The sequence below is a fragment of the Pseudomonas sp. CM27 genome, from assembly GCF_013179515.1.
In the GTDB taxonomy this organism is placed as follows: Bacteria; Pseudomonadota; Gammaproteobacteria; order Pseudomonadales; family Pseudomonadaceae; genus Aquipseudomonas.
On record NZ_JABMCN010000089.1, the window covers coordinates 1 to 19,290 of the forward strand.

A 19,290-nucleotide genomic window follows, 5' to 3' on the forward strand; every position below is an offset into this window, starting at 1 on the left:
GAGCCTGTGCCGGCCTCTTCGCCGGCGAAGGCCGCTGCTGCATCGGGCTTTGGCCAGCCCACATCGCTGCCGGACCTGGTCTCGGTACAGAGCGAGTCGTTCTTCGATGTGCGCGACCTGTGGCCGGGCGTGCGCCCGCAGGTGCTCGACCAGTACGACCTGCTGGCCAGCCAGGCGCTGGCCCGGGGCAAGCTGCAGGTCGCGGCCTGGGGCGCCAATACGGTGCGTACCGAGTTCGCCTACCTGACCGGTATCCCCACAGGCCGGCTGGGGGTGCACCGCTTCAACCCGTACCGCGTGCTGGCCCGTCAGGGCCTGCCCAGCATCGCCTCCACGCTCAAGGCGCAGGGTTACCGCACTGTCTGCATTCACCCCTACGATGGCGGCTTTTATGGGCGCAACAAGGTGCTGCCGGCGCTGGGCTTTGACGAGTTCATCGATGTAAAGGCGTTCGACGCTTCGCAAAAGGCCGGGCCGTTCATTGGTGATTGCGCGGTGGCGGAAAAGATTCGCGAACTGCTGCAGGCGCCAGGCCGTACCCAACCGCTGTTCATCCATGCGGTAACCATGGAAAACCACGGCCCGCTGCACCTGGAAAGCGCGGCCGCGCACGAGCTGCCCGCCTGGTTCGACCGCCCGCTGCAACCGGGCATGCAGGACCTGGGCCCTTATGTGCGGCATATCTGTAATGCCGACCGCATGCTGGGCATGCTGCGCGAAACGCTGATGGCCCGGCCGAACGAGGCGCTGCTGTGCTTCTATGGTGACCATGTGCCGATCTTGCCTGGGGTGTACCAGGCAATCGGCGCACCCGCGGGTGAAACCGACTACCTGATCTGGTCCAACCGCCACCAACCGGGCTGCCGTGCCACTGCACTGGCGGTACAGCAGTTGTCCAGTACCTTGCTCGGCCATGCCTGCACCCATGCCCAGGCGCCTGCGCAAGGCCGGCATGCGCCGGCTGCCAGCGCCGGGGTAGCCTGACAAGGTGGTGCACATCGTTCTGGGATCGGACCTGGCGCCGGAGCGTGCCGCAGCCCCTGCCCTGGCCCGCTTGCTGGCCGAGGGGCGGGGCTCGCTGGCGTTTCTGATCGGCGATACGGCGTGCCGTTATCGCCTGCTGGGCGCGGCCATCAACTGGGACCGTGTACTGCTGGCCTTCGACGGCGAGCAGGTGCTGGGCTTTGCCGCGTTCAAACATGACAAGCGTGGGCCGTTTGCCTTGCGCTGGCGGCCGTTCATTCGGGAGTTCGGCGTGCTGGCTGGCGGGGTGCGCTTTGCCGGCTTTTGCCTGAGCGAGCTGCGTGAATGGCGCTACCCGTTCCTGCTGTACGGGCTGCGGGTGAGCAAGGCTGCCCGCCAGCAAGGCGTGGGTGCGGCGCTGGTGCAGGCGTGCTGTGCGCATGCTGCGGGCCAGGGTTTTACCCAGGTCGAGCTGGAGGTGCCACTGAACAACCCTCGGGCGCAACGGCTGTACCTGCACAACGGCTTTGCCCCGCGCCGCAAGCGCTGGGTGCCGTTTCCACCGGTGCGCAACATGTGGCGGGCGGTGTAATGCACATTATGGAACAACCAGCTGCCTTGGGGCTGTGGGGGCAGGCTTGGCCCGCGAACCCCGGCTGCGCCGCTGCCAGCCACGGTGGCGCCTGCTTCGCGGGCATGCCCGCTCCCACAAGGCCTGTGCAGCCCTTTATATGCGGTGGTTGCCATGAGCGCTGACTTGCCCGTCAACATCGGCCAGTTCACGCCCCCGCAGGCGTTGGTAGACGGCACCGGCTGGGTCGGCATCATGTCGCAATGGGTGGCCTGGAAGGTGCTGCACCTGCCGCAGTTTCTCGGCCCGGAAGGCCCGCCCTTCTGGCTGTGGCGGCGCGGGCGCAAGGCGCCCAAGGGGCTGAAGGCCATTGCCGGTATCGGCTACAAGCAATCGTCGGCCCAGGCCCGGGTGCTGTGCCAGCGCTGGGGGCTGCCTTACATTGCGCTGGAGGACGGTTTTCTGCGGTCTTCCTCGCTGGGCATCGAGGGCGACACGCCGATGTCGATGGTGGTCGACCCGGTGGGTATTCACTACCTGGCAGACCGCCCTTCGCTGCTGGAAAACATTCTGCAGCAGCCCGAGGCCCTCAGCGACTACGAGCTGGGCTGCGCCCGCGAACTGATCGATTTGATGCGCAGCAGCGGCATCGGTAAATACAACAACGCCCAGGACTTGCCCGCAGACGACCCGCTGGGCCGCGAGCGGCCGTTGGTGCTGGTGGTGGACCAGACGGCCGGGGACTATTCGATCCCGGGTGGCGGGCTTTGCGAGGCCGACTATGTGCGCATGCTGGATGTGGCGCTGGCCGAAAACCCCGGCGCCGACGTGCGCGTGCGCATTCACCCCGACTGCCTGGGCGGGCAGAAGCCCAGCTGCCTGCTGGCAGCGGCGCAGGCGCGTGGGGTAGCGCTGGAGGCGCGGCCGGTGGCCTGGGCGTCTCTGGCGCGGCGTGCCCGGCGGGTGTACGTGGGCACCAGCCAGGCGGGGCTGGAGGCGTTGATCCAGGGTGTGCCGGTGACCTGTTTCGGGCTGCCGTTCTATGCGGGCTGGGGGCTGACCGATGACCGCATGGCCATCCCCCGCCGCCAGGCCCGGCCAGACCTGGTGCAGCTGGTGGCTGCGGCTTATGTGCGCTATTGCCGCTATGTGGACCCGTTGACCGGCCAGCTGACCGATGCCTTGACCGTTGCCCGTCAGCTGGCCCGCAAGAAGGCCCGCGATGCCGGGTTTGCCGGCCCGACCACGGTGCTGGGGGTGAAGCGGCACAAGCAGCACAATATCCGGCGCTTTTTTGCCAGCCGCTGGGGGCAGCTGCGTTTTGCGCTGGACACGCCGCAGCTGGTGCAGCAGGTAGCCGCCGAACAGGGCCGGCTGCTGGTGTGGGCGGCACGCGAGCCGGCCGGCCTTGCCGAACGTGCGCGCCAGGCCGGTGTGCCGCTGTGGCGGGTCGAGGATGGTTTTTTGCGCTCCACGGGGCTGGGCGCCAGCAACAGCCCGGCGCTGTCGCTGGTACTGGACCGGGGTGGCATTCATTACGATGCGCAGTCTGCCAGCGACCTGGAGCAACTGCTGCAGCATGGCACCTTCGATGCCGCAACCCTGGCCGAGGCTGCAAGCCTGCGGGCGCAGATCGTGGCCAGCGGTGCCAGCAAGTTCAACCTGCGCAGCAACGCGCGGCCCGCGCTGCTGGGGCAACCGGGCCAGCTGCGGGTACTGGTGGTGGGCCAGGTAGAGGACGATGCCTCGGCGCTGTGCAGCGGCGGCGGTGCCGGGTGCAACCTGCGCTTGCTGCAACAGGTGCGGGCGCAGCTGCCGGATGCCTGGGTGCTGTACAAGCCGCACCCGGACGTAGAGGCCGGCAAGCGCCGGGGCCAGGTGGCACCCGCCCAACTGGTGGGGCTGGCGGACCAGGTGCTGGCCGGGGTGGACATCGCCGGCCTGTATGGCCAGGTCGATGCGTTGCATACGCTCAGTTCCACTGCCGGTTTCGAGGCCTTGCTGCGCGGTGTGCCGGTTGTCACCTACGGTACGCCGTTTTATGCCGGCTGGGGCCTGACCGAGGACCACCAGCCACTGCCGCGCCGAACTCGGCGCCTGACCCTGGACCAGTTGGTAGCCGGCGCCCTGCTGCGCTATGCGCGCTATGCCGACGTCCAGCAAGACTTGCCCTGCGATGCCTGGCACGCCCTCGCCTGCCTCAGCGCGCCACACCCGGCGCGCGCGGCAAACAAGCGATTGGCGCCGTTGCTCAACTATACCCGGACCATGCTCGGCTGCGGCCGGCCACTGGCCCCATCAAAGGACTAGAACATGCCTGTATCGATCAAGGACATCGGCCGTTACGCGGCGCTCCCCTGGCATTGCTTGCAGTTGGCTACCCATGCCAAGTCGTTCGAGAACAACCCGGTGTTGGGCAGTGCCCGGCTGAACGCGCTGGGTTTGCATGTACAGCGTCGCCAGCTGGCGATGGCCATGGCCGGCTACCGCCGCCAGGCACTGGCCTCGCGGCTGGATGCCGGTGAGCGGGAGCATTTTGAGCAGAACGGTTTTTTCATCCGTGAAAACGCCCTGCCCGCCGAACAGTTTGCGGCATTGCGCGCCGAGCTGGGCGCCTTGCGCAGCACTGGCTGGGAAATGCGCCAGGGCCGCGCGGTAACGCGCCGGGTAAGCCTGGACCAGGATGTGTTGGCGTGTAACCCGGCCAGTGCTGCGTTTGTGGCGGACAAGGGTGTGCGCGACCTGATTGCCTATGCGTCGTCCAATACCGGTGGCATTACCTATCAGTTGCAGTCGATCGTGATTGACGCGGCCAATGCCGACCAGGACCCGCAGACCCGGCTGCATGCCGACACCTTCCACCCCACGGCCAAGGCCTGGTTGTTCCTGGATGATGTGGAGGATGACCAGGGGCCGTTCAGTTATGTGCCGGGGTCGCATCGGCTGACGCCGGAGCGGCTGGCGTGGGAATACCGGCAAAGCCTGGGGGCGGCGCGGTCTGTCGAGCGGATGCACCGCGAAGGGTCGTTCCGCATCGACGAGCCCGACCTGGCCGCCCTCGGCCTGCCGCCGCCACGGCGCTTTGCCGTGCCGGCCAATACCCTGGTGGTGGCGGACACCTCGGGCTTCCATGCCCGCTGTGCCAGCCACCAGGCCAGCCACCGGGTAGAGATTTACGCCAGCCTGCGGCGTAACCCGTTCATACCGTGGCGTGGGGCGCACCTGTTTGCCTTGCCGTGGATTGCCAATCACCACATGCGCTGGGATATCCGCTTGAAGCGGTTGATGGGGTTCGGGAAGAAAAGCCATTGGCGGTTTGTGGAACAGTTGAATGCGTATGAGGCGCCGTATATCTGACCCACGGTAAACCTGCCCTGTTTGGGCGGGTTTACCCGATCGACGCAGGGCCGGCGGTGCTGGCGTGGCAACTACCTGCCTTTGCGCCGATAGGGGAACACATCGATCACCTTGCCCTCGCGAATCGCCGCCTGCAGCCCCTTCCAGTAATCCGCGTCATACAGTTCCCCATGCAAACGGCTGAACAACCGCCGCTGGCCGATATCGGCAAACAGAAACGGCGGAAACTCCTCGGGGAATACGTCGTGCGGCCCGATCGAGTACCACGGCTCACCCGACATTTCGTCTTCCGGGTAACGTGGCGGCGGTATATGGCGGAAGTTCACCTCGGTCAGGAAGCAGATTTCGTCATAGTCGTAGAACACCACGCGGCCATGCCGGGTAACGCCGAAGTTTTTCAGCAGCATGTCGCCAGGGAAGATATTCGCCGCCGCCAATTGCTTGATCGCCAACCCATAGTCCTCCAGCGCCTCCAGCACCTGGGCTTCGCTGGCGTGTTCCAGGTACAGGTTCAACGGCGTCATGCGCCGCTCGGTCCAGCAGTGGCGGATCAGCACCGTATCGCCCTCCAGCGCCACCGTCGACGGTGCCACCTCCAGCAACTCGGCCAGGCACTCCGGCTCGAACTTGCTGCGCGGAAAGCGAAAATCGGCAAACTCCTGGGTATCGGCCAGACGCCCTACCCGGTCGACGCTTTTCACCAGCCGGTACTTGTCGATAACCGTGGCGCGGTCGACGGTCTTGGACGGCGAAAAGCGGTCCTTGATGATCTTGAACACGGTGTTGAAGCCCGGCAGGGTGAACACGCTCATGACCATGCCGCGCACCCCGGGCGCCATGACGAAGCGGTCGTCGCTGCTGGCCAGGTGGTTGATCAGCGCCCGGTAGAACTCCGACTTGCCCTGCTTGTAGAAGCCGATCGAGGTGTACAGCTCGGCAATGTGCTTGCCCGGCAGAATGCGCTTGAGGAAATTGACGAACTCCGCCGGCACCGGCACATCGGCCATGAAGTAGGAGCGGGTGAACGAGAAGATGATCGAGACCTCGGCCTCGTCGGTGATCAGCGCATCAGCCTCGATGCCGTGGCCCTCGCGGTGCAGCAGGGCAATTGCCAGCGGCCATTGCTCGTCGCCGTTGTACAGGCGGCCCACCAGGTAGGCGCCCTTGTTGCGGTACAGCACCGGCACGAACAGCTCCACGGCCAGGGCCGGGTCCTTGCACACCCAGTCCGGCAGGCATTCGCGCAGTTGCTCTTCCAGGCGTGCAAGGTCGCCGTCCAGGTCGCCGTAGGGCGTATCGAACGGGTAATCGTCGAACACCGCCCGCAGCAACCCCTTGATGCCACCTTCAGGCCGATAGGTGCGGGTTTGCGCAGCGCGCTCACGGCCACGCATGGACGGCCGGGTGGTGTGGATGAACATGCTGCCATCGCTGATCAGGTCGTGGCTGAACAGGCTGCAGAACAGCGAGTTGTACCAGGTCTCGGCCAGCTCGTCGTCCAGCCGCGGGTCGATCAGCTGGATGTAGGCGTTTTTCACCAACGGCCACTGCTCCACGTCCAGCAGCACCTCTGCGGCAAAGGCCTGGCGCAGCCAGCCGTTGACCTCGGCGACCTTTTCTTCATAGAGGGTGATGCGCGCGGCGGAGGCCTGCTGGATAGCCTGCCAGCGCGCCTGCTCGAAGCGCTGGCGGGCACCAAGGGTGATGCGCTGGAAGTGGTCTCGGTAGTCGTCGAAGCCGGCGAGGATGGTGCGGGCGATTTCGACAGCGGGCCAGGGTTGGGGCATGCCGGAAACCTCGATGGGGGTGAGTTACACAGCTTAGTCGGCCTGTTTGAAATGCGGTGCCTGTGCCGGCCCATTCGCGGCGGTTCGACGCCTCGGTAAACCCTCTCTCATAGAACTGCACATGACTCACTGGTTTAGCAGGGACCCTGTGGGAGCGGGTTTACCCGCGAAGAGGCCGGACCTGCCGGCCAATATCCTTGGGCATTCACTGTCGCCGCCGCCACCGCATTCGCGGGTGAACCCGCTCCCACTGGGCTGGGCAATCTCACATTGACTGCACATAACTACTGATTTAGCAGGGACCCTGTGGGAGCGGGTTCATCGAGGCGTCGAACCGCCGCGAAGAGGCCGGACCTGCCGGCCAATATCCTTGGGCATTCACTGTTGTCGCCGCCACCGCATTCGCGGGTGAACCCGCTCCCACTGGGCTGGGCAATCTCACATTGAACTGCACATAACTGACTGATTTAGCAGAGACCTGTGGGCTGGGCAATCTCCTGCAAGCAGGAGCCGCGGTGCGGTGGTCCGATTCATCCGCGAATGGGCCGGTACAGGTTTACAGCGCAAGAAAGCACAAGAATCGCACCGCCCCCTGGCGTACACTCGCGCCCCTGCCCTGCCTCCGGAGACCGTTGTGAGCCCCATCGCCCTAGCCCGCCTGCTGACACTTGCCGCCGTCTGGGGGGCGAGTTTCCTGTTCATGCGCATCATCGCACCCGAGCTGGGCACGGTGCCGACCGCGTTCTTCCGTGTCTCCATCGCCTGCCTGGGCCTGGTCGCCATCGTCGCCGCCGCCCGCGTGCGCTGGGACTTCCAGGGCAAGCTTGGCGCCTGCCTGGTGCTGGGCATGATCAACTCCGGTATCCCGGCCACTTTCTACTCCGTGGCCGCGCAGGTGCTGCCGGCGGGCTATTCGGCGATCTTCAACGCCACCACACCGCTGATGGGCGTGCTGGTCGGCGTGCTGTTCTTCCGCGAGCCGATGACCCTGGCCAAGCTCTGCGGCATCTTCCTCGGCCTGTTCGGCGTCGGCATCCTCAGCGGCGCCGGCCCGGTGGCGCTGGACATGGCCCTGGTGCAAGGCGCCCTCGCCTGCCTGGCGGCCACCACCTGCTACGGCTTTGCCGGGTTCCTTGCCCGTCGCTGGGTCAGCGGCCTCGACAGCCGCCTCTCGGCGTTGGGCAGCATGATGGGCGCCACGCTGCTGCTGAGCCCGCTGTTCGCCTGGAGCGCCATCAGCCAGCCACCGGCCAGCTGGGGTGGCTGGCAGGTCTGGTCGTCGCTGCTGGGCCTGGGCCTGCTGTGCACGGCGTTCGCCTACATCCTCTACTTCCGCCTGCTGGAAGAAATCGGCCCGGTCAAGGCCAGCACGGTGACCTTCCTGATTCCGGTATTCGGCGTATTGTGGGGGGCATGGCTGCTGGACGAACCATTGTCGCTGGCACACCTGTACGGCGGCCTGCTGATTGCTGCAGCGTTGTGGCTGGTGCTGCGCCCGGCACGCAACTGACGCGGTGTAAACGATGGACAACGCATATAAAAAAGTCCTGTTCCGCCTGGAACAGGACCCGAACGGCTACCCGCCCGCCTCGGTCGAGGGGTTGTGGGCCAAGGCCGTGGAAGGCGGATACAGCGTCGACAGCATTCCCTTTCATGTCTACGGCATAGCCCCGGGCGACCTCATCGGCACCCGTGAAGAAGCTGGCGAAACCTGGTTCGATGAACTGCGCAGCAGCAGTGGCAGCTCGGTGTTCCGGGTTGTGGTCAGGCCACCGGAAACCCTCGACCAGGTACGTGCAGCCTTGCTCGATTTCGGCTGCGCCTGTGAAACCGAGCCGGCAGTGAAGATGCTGGCGGTCGAGGTGCCGTCGCTGCGTTCGCTCGATACCCTGCTCTACTACCTGCTCACCCAGCGCGAAGCCGGCCTGCTGGACTTCGAGGAAGGCGTGCTGCGCCACACCATCCCCGAAGAATTCCGCTAGCGCTTACACCTCGGCCAAGCGCGCAGCGGGCTTGCGGAACACGAACAGCAGGCCCACCACGATCAGCCCCATGCCCAGCAGGCTGAGCGGTGCCAGGCGGTTACCGAAGATCAGCAGGTCCATCACCGCCGTCACCGCCGGCACCAGGTAGAACAGGCTGGTGACATTGACCAGGTTGCCCTTGGCGATAAGCCGGTACAGCAGCAAGGTCGCCAGCAGCGAAACCACCAGCCCCATCCACAGCAGCGCGCCGATGAAGCCGCCGGTCCACTCGACATGCAGCGGCTGCAGCGGTGCGAACACAGCGCACATGGCAAAGCCCGCCAGGTACTGCAGCGGCAGCGTGCCCATCGGGTTGTCGGTAATGCGTTTCTGCAGGATCGAACCAAAGGTCATGCTGGCCAGCGCCAGCAAGGCAAACAGCATGCCCGCCAGCGATACCCCGCCCAGGTTGATGCCCTGGTACACCACCATGATCAAGCCACCCAGCCCCAACCCCAGGCCGAACAAGCGGCTCCAGGAACGCTGGCGTTCCATCAGCACCACGGTAAGGATCGGTTGCACCCCCATCACCGTGGCCATCACGCCGGGGGTGACATGGGTATTGAGCGCCAGCAGGTAAAAGATCTGGTAGGCGCCCAGCAGCACACACCCGGTGCCCAGTGCCCGCAGGATGGCCCCGCGGCTGCGCGGCCAGCGCAGGCCCAGCAGCGGCCCGATCAGCAGCAGGCCGCTCAGGGCCAGTGCCGAGCGCAACAGCAGGAAGGCGAACGGGCTGGCATGTGCCAGGCCCAGTTTGGAGACGATTGCGCCGCTGCTCCACAGCAGGACGAACAGGCTGGTAGTGGCCGCCGAGGCCACGGATGCTTTGGTAATGACAGACATGTATTGCCACCTGATGTTAGGCGAAAAAGCCAAACGGACGGCGTGCGCTTCAGCGTGGGAAGTAGCCGACCGTGTTCAGTAGGTTGCGTGTGCGAAGGGGTGCGGCCTAAAGCCGATCAGCCCAGCACGACCACGCAAGCAGGCGGAGCTACGCCGCCTACGACGCCACTGACAGGTGGTGGGTAGTGACTGATCATGACCGGCTGCTGGCTGCCACGCACGACCATGCCCGCGACTGGCGCGATGGCAAAGCTTGTGGTGGAAGGGCTGGCTGGCATGAACAGGTCTTCAGGAAGAGAACAATGGGCTGGACTATAGCCCGGTGTATCGGGCCTGGCAACTGCTGCCATCGGCTTTGCCGCGAGCCCCGCACAGGCTGGAGCGCATCGCCCCCTGGTTAATTTTTCACCGCCCCGTCTCGTCTGAATGCGAAACGCAGCACGCATTCACCCGATTCGAGGATCACTGATGAACGTATCCACCTGGCTCTACCGGCCAGCCCAGATCACCTGCCTGCTGCTGGTCAGCGCCTACGCCCATGCAGCCAAACCAGGCGACGTATTCAAGGACTGCAAAAACTGCCCGGAAATGGTCGTGCTGCCCGCCGGCAGCTATGTGATGGGCGCGCCCGACGACGAAGTCGGCCGCCAGCCCGACGAAGGCCCTTTGCACACCGTGACCTTCGCCAAGCCCTTCGCCATGAGCCGCTACCAGGTCACCGCCGGCGAGCTGGATGCCTACATCAAGGCCACCGGCACCGTGATCAAAAGTGGCGACGACCGCCCCGGCCGCTGGTGCGAAGCCAGCAAGCCAAGCTACAAGCAAGGCCCCCGCCAGCCAGCGGTGTGCGTCGACTACGACGAAGTGCAGGCCTACACCCGGTGGCTGGCGAAAACCACCGGCAAGCCCTACCGCATGGTCAGCGAAGCCGAACGCGAATACGCCGCCCGCGGCGGCTCCGCCGGTGCGTTCCCCTTCCCCTTCGACGAGCCGGGCAAGTACGAGATCAGCAAGCACGCCAACACCTACGGCCCACGCGATGGCTACACCTACACCGCCCCGGTGGGCAGCTACCCGGCCAATGCCTTTGGCATGTACGACATGCACGGCAACGTCTACGAGTGGGTTGCCGACTGCTACCACGAAAGCTATCAAGGCGCCCCCGCCGACGGCAGTGCCTGGATCCAGGACCCCAAGTGCATCCGCGCGCACATGCGTGGCAACGACTGGGGCGAGCCGCCGATCTTCTCGCGCTCGGCCAACCGCAACGACCGCCTCAAGACCACCCGCGGCGACTTCCTCGGTTTTCGCGTAGCACGCGAACTGTGAAGTTGTGACGCGGTTAACGCAGCGCCGACAAAAAAATCGCCAATAAGAATCGTTCCGGTTTTTTGCAGGTGCTGCGTCCCATAGCTGACATAGAAAAAAACCCTCTGCCAACGAGACCGCAATAGATGTCCAAGTCCTTGCCCGGCCCGCTCAACCCGCTTGCCAAAGCGTTACTGATCCGTCATTCCCTTCGCCCACAGCGCGCGTTGTCGCGCATTGGCCTGGGCATGGCCCTGTCCGGGGCGCTGGTTGCCCAGGTGCAGGCGCAGGAATGGACCCTGGATATTCCTGCGCAGTCGATGAACTCGGCGTTGCAGGCGCTGGCCAAGCAGACCGATACCCAGTTGCTGTATAGCCCGGAAGATATCAGCGGGGTCCGCTCCGCTACGCTGAAGGGGCGTCACGACCTCGCCTCGTCGCTGCGTATCCTGCTGGGGGGCAGCGGCCTGCGCTATCAGATCGACGGCGACACGGTCACCGTCACGGCGAGTTCAGCCGCAAAGGACGGCCAGGTCGAGCTTTCGGCGACCAACGTCAATAGCATGGGCCTTGGGGCCACTACCGAAGGCACGGGTTCCTATACCACTGGCGTCACCAGCACCGCCACCCGCATGAATCTGTCTATCCGCGAAACGCCGCAGAGCATCAGCGTTGTCACCCGCCAGCAGATGGACGACCAACACTTGGCAAGCATCACCGACGTGTTGAAGCAGAACCCGGGCATCACCATGTCCCAGGACGGTGGCGAGCGTTTTCACATTTACTCGCGCGGCTCGGAAATCAGCACGTACCAGCTCGATGGCGTGAATACCACACAAGACTACCTGACGCGTAACATGCCCAATACGCTGATGGACATGGCCATGTTCGACCGCATAGAAATCGTCCGCGGCGCCACTGGCCTGATGACGGGTGCCGGCGAACCCAACGGTGTGGTCAACATGGTGCGCAAGCGCCCTACGCGCGAGTTCCAGTCGTATGTGCAGGCCGGTGTCGGCTCATGGGACTACTACCGCACCGAGGCCGATGTCTCCGGCCCGCTGATCGAAAGCGGCAAACTGCGTGGCCGCCTGGTGGCAGCCAAGCAAAGCAACCAGAGCTACATGGACTGGTACAGCCAGGACCGCGACCTGGTGTACGGCGTGCTGGAAGCAGACCTCACCGATACCACGACCGTGCGTTTCGGCATGGATTACCAGACTTACGACGCCAACGGCGCTCCGGGCGTACCGTTGTTCTTCAGCAACGGCCAGCCCACCCATTTCTCTCGTTCCACCAGTTCCGGCCCACGCTGGATGTACGAAGACTACACCACCAAGAACTACTCCTTTGGCCTGGACCAGGAGCTTGGCAATGGCTGGCAGCTGAAAGTGGCCGGCAACTACATGGACGTTGATCGCGACTCGCTGTCGGCGTTCTATCGTACCGGCGCGGGTGTATCCACCCTCGACCAGGCCACTGGCAACGCCTCATTCGATCGCCTGGAGGTGGATGCCCATCAGGTACAACGTGGCGTCAACGTCACCCTGCAGGGCCCGTTCCAGCTCTTCGGCCAGACCCACGAGCTGGTCACCGGGTTCGATTACATGGATTACGAGAACAACCACTTCACCGGTACGGCCGGGGCGGTGGATGCCAACTTCTACAACTGGGGTAACCGCTTGCCGCAGCCTGGCAGTTATTCGCCGCTGCTGGACTATGACCTGTTCATCCGCCAGACCGGTTACTTCATCGCTACCCGGCTCAACTTCACCGATGATCTGCACATGATCCTCGGTGCCCGCACTACCAGTTATCGATCCGACTCCGACCAGGTCGTGTTGACCACAGGCACCGGTAACCCCACCCATTTGCAGGAGCGCGGCGAGGTAACACCTTATGCGGGCCTGATCTACGACCTGACGGACGAACAATCGGTGTATGCCAGCTATACCGATATCTTCAAGCCCCAGACCAGCCGCGACCGAACCGGTAAAGTGCTTGACCCGGTTATCGGGCAAAACTATGAAATGGGCTGGAAAGGTGAGTTCTACAATGGCCGCCTGAATGCCAGCGCTGCGATCTACCTGATCAAGCGTGACAACCTTGCAGAAGAAGACGTAGGTTTCGCTGTCCCCGGCGTACCCAACTCCACCGCCTATCGCGCAGTCAGCGGAGCAGAAACCAAGGGCTTCGACCTTGAATTGTCCGGCGAAGTGGCCCGCGGGCTGGAGCTGCATACTGGCTATAGCCACTCCCGCACGGAGGATGCCAATGGCACCCGCCTGACCACTCAACTGCCGCTGGATACATTCCGCCTGTGGACCACTTACCGCCTGCCGGGCGAGTGGGAGCGCCTGACCGTCGGTGGCGGCGTTAACTGGAACTCCAAGCAGTCAGTGGCCACCCGTTACAACACGCGTATCGCCCAGGAAGACTACGCCGTGACCAGCCTGATGGCCCGCTACAAGATCAGCGAGCACCTGGCCGCCACGCTGAATGTGGAAAACCTGTTCGACAAGAAGTACTACGCGGGCCTGGCCGGCAACTACGGCCACTACGGCGCACCAAGAAACGCGACGCTGAACCTGCGCTACGACTTCTGATCCCCCCAATGAAAAGCGGCGCCTCCCACTCGGGAAGCGCCGTTTTTTCATGCCCGGCATACAGGCCGCAAAAAAAGGGCCGCTAATGCGGCTAATGCCAGTCAGTTAAAGCTAATGGGGCTGCTGCGCAGCCCATCGCCGCGGTTCGTCGCCACGACAAGCCAGCTCCCACCCCGACCGCATCGAATTCAAGCCTGCGCCGTACTTGTGGGAGCCTGGCTTACCGGCGATGGGCCGCACAGCGGCCCCAATTGCTTAACTTAATGGGGCTGCTGCGCAGCCCATCGCCGCGGTTCGTCGCCACGACAAGCCAGCTCCCACCCCGACCGCATCAAATTCAAGCCATGCGCCGTACTTGTAGGAGCCTGGCTTGCCGGCGATGGGCCGCAAAGCGGCCCCAATTGGTTAACTTAATGGCGCTGCTGCGCAGCCCATCGCCGCGGTTCGTCGCCACGACAAGCCAGCTCCCACCCCGACCGCATCGAACTCAAGCCATGCGCCGTACTTGTGGGAGCCTGGCTTACCGGCGATGGGCCGCACAGCGGCCCCAATTGCTTAACTTAATGGGGCTGCTGCGCAGCCCATCGCCGCGGTTCGTCGCCACGACAAGCCAGCTCCCACCCCGACCGCATCAAATTCAAGCCATGCGCCGTACTTGTGGGAGCCTGGCTTGCCGGCGATGGGCCGCCAAGCGGCCCCAATTGCTTGACTGACTGGCATTACGCTAATGCGGCCCCTTCTCACCTCTGCGTGGATTCACAGGGTTTACGGGTTAACGGTGTCTTCCAGCAACAGCCTGGCAATCACGCCCTCGAGCACCTCTGCCTGTTGAAGGATGTCATAGTGCCCGGCATTGATACCGATGTCCTGGCAGCTACCGGCAATACTCCCCGCGTGCGCTGCCTCATCGGCCCACCAGCAAACTGCCGCGGCCTTGGTAGTCGGTAACGGGTTCAACTGGCGCGACAGTTCCTTGAGCTTCATGGCCACAACAAAGGTCTGCGCCAGGTCAGCGTTGCCAATTTCGGCGTAAGCCGACTGCACCTTCTGCGCAGCACGGGCGGCTTGAATCACCTGCTCCAAGTCCTCGTTGCTGCACCCAGCCGGTACCGCCGGCACAGTCAGCGCGTCAACCGCCCCCCCCAGAACCACCGCCAGGAAGCCGCACAGGTCAGCCGCCCAGTCACTCTCCTGCACATGTTGACCAGCCGAAGGCACAAAGCTGTCCACCAACGCCAGCACCGATACCCGCTGGCCCTGGTTTTCCAGCTCCCGGGCCACCAGCACCGCCAGCGTACCGCCAAGCGACCAACCGGCCAGCTGATATGGGCCTTCGGGTTGTTTCTGCCGGATGTACTGCGCGTAGTCGATGGCCATGGTGTCGAGCGAATCGTCCCCCCAGGTGGGGTCCAGCAACATCCGGCATTGCAGGCCATACACCGTGCACCGGCCTTCCAGCTGGCGTGCCAACGGCTCGTAATCGAACACAGTGCCAAACCCGGCATGCAGGCAGAACAGCGGCGTACCTGTATTCAGCCGGCTATTGAGCAACAACAGTGGGTCCAGGCTGGTGTCGTTGGGTGCATAGCCAGACAACTCGGCGATGGTCGGCCGGGCAATCACATCACGCAGCTTCAGCTCGATCGGCAGATCTTCGCGAGCCCGTACCTTGGACAACATCTTGAGCACGCGCAGAGAGTCACCACCCAGCTCGAAGAAGTTGTCATCTACCCCGACCTGCTCCACCTCCAGTACCTGCTGCCAGATATCAGCCAGCGCCTGTTCGACGGCATTGCGCGGTGCAACCCACGCCTGGCCTGCGGAAAATTCAGGTGCTGGGAGGCCATTGCGGTCGATCTTGCCATTGGGAGTGAGCGGCAGGGAGGGCATCAGCACCAGTTGCGCTGGCACCATATGATCCGGCAGATCGGCGCGAAGGGCATCGCGTAGCTGCTCGGCGCGGATGTCGGAACTGGCCACTACTACGTAGCCGATCAGTTGCTTGCCTGTGCTGATGTCACGTGCCACCACCACGGCATCGCGCACGCCGGCCAGATTGCGCAGGCGAGCCTCGATTTCGCCAGGCTCGATGCGGAAGCCGCGAATTTTCAGCTGGTTGTCCAGCCGCCCCAAAAAGTCGATAACCCCATCGGCGCGGCGCCGCACCCGGTCACCGGTGCGGTACAGGCGGCCACCGGTGGCGAACGGGTCGGCAACGAATCGCTCGGCTGTGAGCGCTGAGCGTTGATGATACCCACGCGCCACGCCATCACCACCGATGTAAAGCTCGCCGGCCACACCGTCTGGCAATGGGTTGAGGTTATGGTCCAGCACGTGCAGCGTGCGCTCACCCACCCGCTCACCGATGGGCGCGTAAACTGCCCCGCAAGTCTCTTGCGCAGGCACTTTCCACAGCAGCGGTGTGACTACGGTTTCAGTGGGCCCATAACCATTGGTCAGCCAGCGCGGGCGCAGCGAACGTTTGACCTGCTCGAACAATGCATCGGGTACTGCATCACCACCAAAGCAGTACACCCGCACTGCCGGCGCAGCTTGCTGCTGGCTCTCGGCGAATTCTGCCAACTGTTGCAGATAGGCCGGCGGGAAGCAGGCGATGTCGATGCGCTGGGCATGCAAGGTCTGCCAGGTTTCTTCGGCTGTCCACAGCCTGTTGTCGCGCACTACCAGACAACCGCCCGAGGACAATGTCGACAGCCAACGCTCCTGAGCACCGTCAAAGGCAAACGACATGAACAGCAACTCGCGGGTTTGCCCGTCCATTTCATACAATCTGGCGATTGCCTGGCAATGCATGCGGATCTGCCCGTGGCTGACCGCCACGCCTTTAGGCTTGCCTGTCGAGCCGGAGGTGTAGATCAGATAGGCCAGGTTGTCGGCACATGCATGCGCTTGAGGTGCATCTGCTGGCAGGTGCTCCAGTTCCTGCCGGTCGAGTTCGACGCACTGGGCAACCTGGGCAAAGCGCTGGCGCAAGCCACTGCTGGTGACCAGCAGGTGCATGGCGGAGTCTTCGACGATCCACTGCAGGCGCTCCTGTGGATAGTCGATATCCAGTGGTACATACGCGGCGCCGGTCTTCATGACTGCCAGGAATGCCACGATCACTTCAACCGACCGCTCCAAGGCTATGCCGACGCAGGTTTCCTGGCATGCGCCCTGCGCAATAAGCTGGTGGGCAAGGCGGTTGGCACGCGCGTCCAGTTGGGCGTAGGTCAACTGCTGGGCACCACAGATTACCGCCAAGGCTTCGCCGCGCTCACGGGCATGCAGGGCAATGCACTCGGCAAGCAACGGCTGCTCGCCCTGCGGGGCCGCCAGCCGGTTGCGAAGGTCGGCGTGCTGCACCTGTGAAGGGGTCAGCATACCCAAGCTGCCGAGCGTGGCCTGCGGGTTGCCCAGCATGGCGGTCAGCAGGCTTTCGAAGCTGCCGCGCAAGCACTCGGCGGCGGCTTCGGTGAAGCGGTTGCGCAGGTAAAGGAACTCTACCGAGAAGGTTTCGCCCAACTGCACGGCCAGGTCCATGGCGTAGTTGGTGACGTCACGGTTGCGCACTTCGCCAAAGCGAAGCGTACCGCCCCCACCTTCGCGCAGGCGCTCGTCAACCGGGTAATTTTCAAATACCACGATGCTGTCGAACAGCGCTTGCCCAGGCCGCCCCGCCCAACGTTGCACATCGGCCAGCGCTGCGTGCTCATGGTCCCGCAACTCCAGGTTGTAGTGCTGCAACTGGTGCAACCAGTCGCTGACAATATGCTCGGGTTGTGGCGCCTGTACCACCGGCAACGTGTTGATGAACAACCCCAGCATCTCGTCCGCACCCGCCAGGCTGGTGGGGCGCCCGGCCACGGTGGCGCCGAAGCACACGGTGTCCTGGCCGGTGTAGCGTTGCAGCAGCAACAGCCAGGTTGCCTGTACCAGGGTATTTGGCGTGACGCGCAGGCGCCGAGCCTGGTCTCGCAGCTGTTGCGTACGCTGCGCATCCCAGCGCAGGTACAGCGCATCATGCCCGACAAGCTTGCCGTCCGCCTGTGGCGCAACACTCTCGGCCAACAGCGTCGGGCCCTCCAGCGCTCGCAGTTTTTCGCTCCAGAACTGCTCCAGCTTGCCGACAGGTTGCTCACCCAGCCAGCGGATGTAGTCACCGAAACGTCCCCCCACATGACTGACGGAGCGGCCGTGATAAACCTGCAGCACCTCACCCAGCAAGCGCGAATTGCTCCAGCCGTCCATCAGGATGTGATGACGTGACCAGACCAGGTGCAGGCGTTGTTCATCCAGCTGGACCAAGGTCAACCGCATCAACGGCGCGCAGGTCAGATCGAAGCCCTCGGCAGCGTCCTCGGCAGCCAGTGCCTGCAGTGTATCGCTGGCCACCTTGCGCCCCCGCCAGTCCATCACGCGCAGTGGCAGGCTGGCCTGACGCTGCACCACCTGCAGTGGCTCGGCCCATTGCGCTGACGACAGGAATGCCGTGCGCAGGATGTCATGGCTGGCAATCACCTGGTTCCAGGCAGCGACGAAGCGATCAATGTCCAGGCCGTGCACATCGACAGATGTCTGGTTGATGTACAGCGCAGCTTCCGACTCCTGCAGGGTGTAGAACAACATGCCCTGTTGCATCGGCGACAGCGGGTAGATGTCGGCAATTTGCGCAGCAGGTACTGGCAGGCGGTCCAGTTGCGCCTGGTCGAGGCTGGCCAGCGGGAAGTCCGATGGCGTGAGGCCTCGGGTATCCTCTTGGCAGCAGTGTTCGATCACCGCCTTGAGTTCTTCGGCATACGCATCAGCCAGGTGCTGGATGGTCGCGGCGTCGAAGACCTCACGGCTGAACGTCCAGCCCAGCATCAGCTCACCGCCGTAGACCTGGCCATTGAGCGCCAGCAAGCCGCTCAAGGGCGCGTTTTCATCCTGGTTCGGCCCGGCGTGCTCCTTGGCCGGTTTGAACAAGCTGGCCTGCTGGTCGAAGCTGCCATCGAACTGCCCCAAATAGTTGAAGATGATCGTGCCCTGGGCCAGAGCCGCCAGCGTTTCCTGCGCTTCGGCGCTGCCCAGGTAACGCAGCACGCCATAACCAAGCCCCTTGTTGGGCACCGCGCGCAGCTGCTCCTTGATGCTCTTGATCGAGCCTGCCAACTCAGGCTGCGGGCTCAACCTGACCGGATACATGCTGGTGAACCAACCCACAGTGCGGCTCAGGTCGATGCCGTCGAACAGGTCTTCGCGGCCATGGCCTTCCAGCCGCACCAGTACTTGCGGCTGCTCGGTCCAGCGGCTCACGACGCGGGCCAGTGCCGTCAAAAGCAGGTCGTTGATCTGTGTGCGGTAGGCCGCCGGCGCCTGTTGCAATAGCTTGCGGGTCCAGGCCGAATCCAGCCGGGTGCTGACCGACGCCGCGTGTTTCTGCCGGTTTTCGCCGTGAGGGTAATCACACGGCAAGACATCGCTGCTGCCTTGCAGTTGATCGCGCCAGAAGTGCAGCTCACGCTGCAGCGCCGGGTCGCCGGCATATGCCTGCAGCTGTTCGGCCCAGGCCTTGAACGCGCTGGTTTTTGCCGGCAACTTCACGGGCTGCCCCAGGGCATGCGCCTGATAGGCCTGCTGCAGGTCTTCGAGCAGAACCCGCCAGGACACGCCATCCACCACCAGATGGTGAATGACCAGTAACAACCGCTGGCTGCCGTCTGCGAGCGTGGCCAACACGGCGCGCAGCAGTGGCCCCTGTGCCAGGTTCAAACTGCGCTGGGCCTGGTCAGCCAGATGGGCCAGGTCTTCGGCATCGGCGCATGCGCGTACCCACAGCAGCTCGGCCG

General features: G+C 64.1%; 12 protein-coding genes. 8 read left to right on the plus strand and 4 right to left on the minus strand.

The window, feature by feature from the left end; all coding sequences use genetic code 11:
* From HP547_RS13215 to HP547_RS13230, 4 genes are all read left to right on the plus strand, one after another.
* On the plus strand, positions 1 to 984 hold a 984-nt coding region (locus HP547_RS13215; RefSeq protein WP_172286518.1), incomplete at its 5' end, for an LTA synthase family protein.
* 4 nt (positions 985 to 988) lie between these two features.
* Positions 989 to 1,555: a GNAT family N-acetyltransferase gene (locus tag HP547_RS13220; protein ID WP_172286519.1), complete on the plus strand. Its 567-nt coding sequence runs from the start codon at positions 989 to 991 to the stop codon at positions 1,553 to 1,555.
* A 153-nt stretch (positions 1,556 to 1,708) separates the two neighbouring features.
* The gene (locus HP547_RS13225) at positions 1,709 to 3,844 is read left to right on the plus strand and encodes a capsular polysaccharide biosynthesis protein (protein WP_172286520.1); all 2,136 of its coding nucleotides are present in this window, start codon (positions 1,709 to 1,711) and stop codon (positions 3,842 to 3,844) included.
* Between the two features lie 3 nt (positions 3,845 to 3,847).
* The gene (locus HP547_RS13230) at positions 3,848 to 4,891 is read left to right on the plus strand and encodes a phytanoyl-CoA dioxygenase family protein (RefSeq protein ID WP_172286521.1); all 1,044 of its coding nucleotides are present in this window, start codon (positions 3,848 to 3,850) and stop codon (positions 4,889 to 4,891) included.
* 71 nt (positions 4,892 to 4,962) lie between these two features.
* On the opposite strand, the gene aceK is transcribed toward HP547_RS13230, so the two are convergent.
* A complete protein-coding gene (gene aceK / locus HP547_RS13235; RefSeq protein ID WP_172225527.1) occupies positions 4,963 to 6,678 on the minus strand; it encodes a bifunctional isocitrate dehydrogenase kinase/phosphatase in 1,716 nt (571 codons plus the stop codon).
* A 634-nt stretch (positions 6,679 to 7,312) separates the two neighbouring features.
* On the opposite strand from aceK, the gene HP547_RS13240 reads away from it, so the two are divergent.
* Positions 7,313 to 8,188, plus strand: a complete 876-nt coding sequence (locus HP547_RS13240) for an EamA family transporter (protein WP_172286522.1) — start codon at positions 7,313 to 7,315, stop codon at positions 8,186 to 8,188.
* Positions 8,189 to 8,201: 13 nt separating this feature from the next.
* Complete coding sequence (locus HP547_RS13245; RefSeq protein WP_172225533.1) at positions 8,202 to 8,660, plus strand: DUF4265 domain-containing protein; 459 nt, start codon at positions 8,202 to 8,204, stop codon at positions 8,658 to 8,660.
* A 3-nt stretch (positions 8,661 to 8,663) separates the two neighbouring features.
* On the opposite strand, the gene HP547_RS13250 is transcribed toward HP547_RS13245, so the two are convergent.
* Positions 8,664 to 9,545, minus strand: coding sequence for a DMT family transporter (locus HP547_RS13250; RefSeq protein ID WP_172286523.1), 882 nt, complete (start codon positions 9,543 to 9,545; stop codon positions 8,664 to 8,666).
* Between the two features lie 116 nt (positions 9,546 to 9,661).
* Positions 9,662 to 9,823, minus strand: coding sequence for a hypothetical protein (locus HP547_RS13255; protein ID WP_172225539.1), 162 nt, complete (start codon positions 9,821 to 9,823; stop codon positions 9,662 to 9,664).
* Positions 9,824 to 10,013: 190 nt separating this feature from the next.
* Here HP547_RS13255 and HP547_RS13260 point away from each other — a divergent pair, with 190 nt between their 5' ends.
* Positions 10,014 to 10,874 carry a formylglycine-generating enzyme family protein gene (locus HP547_RS13260; protein ID WP_172286524.1) on the plus strand — a complete coding sequence of 287 codons (861 nt, stop codon included), beginning with the start codon at positions 10,014 to 10,016 and terminating at the stop codon, positions 10,872 to 10,874.
* Positions 10,875 to 10,999: 125 nt separating this feature from the next.
* On the plus strand, positions 11,000 to 13,459 hold the full coding sequence (locus HP547_RS13265) for a TonB-dependent siderophore receptor (RefSeq protein ID WP_172286525.1): 2,460 nt from the start codon (positions 11,000 to 11,002) through the stop codon (positions 13,457 to 13,459).
* Positions 13,460 to 14,224: 765 nt separating this feature from the next.
* Here the strand turns inward: HP547_RS13265 and HP547_RS13270 are convergent.
* The coding region (locus tag HP547_RS13270; protein ID WP_172286526.1) for a non-ribosomal peptide synthetase at positions 14,225 to 19,290 on the minus strand (5,066 nt) is incomplete at its 5' end.